2 protein-coding genes are annotated in these 2061 nt (G+C 72.4%); both read left to right on the top strand.

Translation table 11 applies throughout. From position 1 onward, the window contains the following. Nucleotides 1-267: 267 nt before the first annotated feature. A complete protein-coding gene (locus ABZY44_RS37580) occupies nt 268-1038 on the top strand; it encodes a hypothetical protein (RefSeq protein WP_356662027.1) in 771 nt (256 codons plus the stop codon). 200 nt (nt 1039-1238) lie between these two features. After that, nucleotides 1239-1889, top strand: coding sequence for a hypothetical protein (locus ABZY44_RS37575; protein ID WP_356662025.1), 651 nt, complete (start codon nt 1239-1241; stop codon nt 1887-1889). Nucleotides 1890-2061: the final 172 nt, after the last annotated feature.

Here is a 2061-nt window from a genome sequence, read left to right as displayed (position 1 = left end):
CGGCTCGCCAGCCGCGCGCTGTCGGCGCGCACGTACACGGACATCCCCTACAAGGTGTTCACCAGCCCGCGCCGGGTCCGGTTCGTGGAGATGGACCCGCGAGGCCGATCGCGCGCCCCATCTACCACGCGGCGGTGCGCAAACCGGTCGAACACCACATCTCGCCGATGACCTTCACCCTGATGACCGCGGTGCCCGCGGTGCTCGCGATCGTCGCGCTGCGCCCGCGCTGAGGAATCACCGCCCGACCCCTGATTTGGAGTCATCTTGTCGGAATGGCTCGTCCTGTCCCTCGCGATGGCGGCGGCGTGTGCCGTCGTGCTCTCCATCGCCTTCTTCAACCAGCGCCGGATCGGCGAGGACGACGATCCCAGCGAGACCCCGGACGTCATCGAGTACATGACGATGATGATCGGGGTGATCTACGCGATCGTGCTGGGACTGGCGATCGCCGGCGTCTGGGAAGGGCGTGGGGCCGCCCAGGAGTACGTGCGCCAGGAATCCCAGGCCCTGCACGAGATCAGCGTCCGCTCCGAGGTCTATCCGGCCGACGTGCGCACGAAGATCCGGTCCGACGTCGACGCGTACGTGACCTACGTCGTGGACACCGAATGGAAGGAGATGGCCGAGAACGGCAATCTCACCGACCGCAGCGGGGAACTGCTGGAACGCGTCCGGCGCGATGTGACGGATTACGAACCGCGCACCGACCACGAGGGCCAGGCCTACCAGCCGCTCGTCGACCAGGTCGCCGTGGTCGACGACGCGCGCAACGCGCGCGGCCAGAGCGCCGGGGCCACGATGCCCGGCGTGGTGTGGTTCGGGCTGATCGCGGGGGCGCTGGTGACGGTGGGGCTGATCTTCACCCTGCAGATCAGGCGCTCCTTCCGCGAACTGCTGCTGGCCGGCCTGTTCAGTGCGCTGATCGCCTTCCTGCTGTTCCTCATCTGGGACTTCGACGCACCGTTCGGCCGTGGCATCGCCGCCACCGCCGAGCCGTTCCTCGCGCAGTTCCCGCACTTGGGCCTGCACGACTGACGCCGCGCCACCCCTGCCGGAGGCCGGCAAACCGGGGACGGCCTCCCGTCCCCGGTTCGGCCTACGGTCATGCCCCATTCGCCCGTTCCTGATCGCGGGCCACCGCACCCGCGCCTAGCGTGGCGGGCATCGAGGCGCACGACCCCCCACGTGCGGAAAACCGTTCCGCGGCTGCTCCTCGGGGATCCGGAGAATCAACCATGGGCGCGATACGCACCTCCCCCTCACCCCTGTGGGGCGCCGCCGCCGCGGGCGCGGTCCTCGTCATCGGCCCGGTCGCCGCGGCCCCCGCGGGCGCGGCCGAGGCCGCGCCCGTCACCTCCTTCGGCTTCGCCATCACGCCCTCCACGGTCGCCCCCGGCGGCCGGGCGGTGCTGTCCGTCACCGGCTGCAACGCCGCTTTCGCCACCGCCTCCTCCGGAGTCTTCGACACCGTGAGCATCGAGCGGGGCAAGACCGTACGCGTCACCGTGGACCGGGACGCCCGGCGCGGAGCCCAGTACTCCGTCTCCTTCACCTGCAACGGCGAGACGGGATCGGCCGACCTCACCATCGCCGGCGGCACCAGCAGGCCCACCACCAGTTCCACCACCGGCACCCGCACGGGCAGCGGCACGAGCTCCGGTACGGGTACGGGTACGGGCACGAGCACAGGTACGGGCACGGGTACGGGCGCGAGCACCGGCACGGGCGCCTCGCGCCCCGCAAGCCAAGGCGTCCGGGGCGGACTCGGCGGCAGCATCGCCGGTCTCGATCCCCTCGAAGTCGCCGCGGGCGGCGGCCTCCTGCTCGGCGGCCTGGTCGGCCTCGGCTACGCCCTGCGCCGCCGCGACATCCGCCGCATCCACTGAAGCCCGCCGCACCCGGCCCGATCCGGGTCCCGTCCGCACCCCGCCCGATCCGGGTCCCCCGCACACCCGTGCGCCGGGTCCGGCCCCACCCGCCCGGACTCCACGGCCCCCGACCGCCGGGGGGGGCCCCCCGGGGCGCCCCCCGCCCCACCGCGCGGATCGCCGGGATCAT

The sequence above is a fragment of the Streptomyces sp. NPDC006544 genome, from assembly GCF_040611715.1.
Classification (GTDB): Bacteria; Actinomycetota; Actinomycetes; order Streptomycetales; family Streptomycetaceae; genus Streptomyces.
The sequence above is the reverse complement of the archived record's forward strand: the minus strand, read 5'-3'. Positions and strand labels throughout refer to the sequence as shown.

Coding starts and splice junctions, on each gene's coding strand:
- ABZY44_RS37575 (WP_356662025.1), top strand. CDS start 1,239: ATGGGCGCGATACGCACCTCCCCCTCACCCCTGTGGGGCGCCGCCGCC.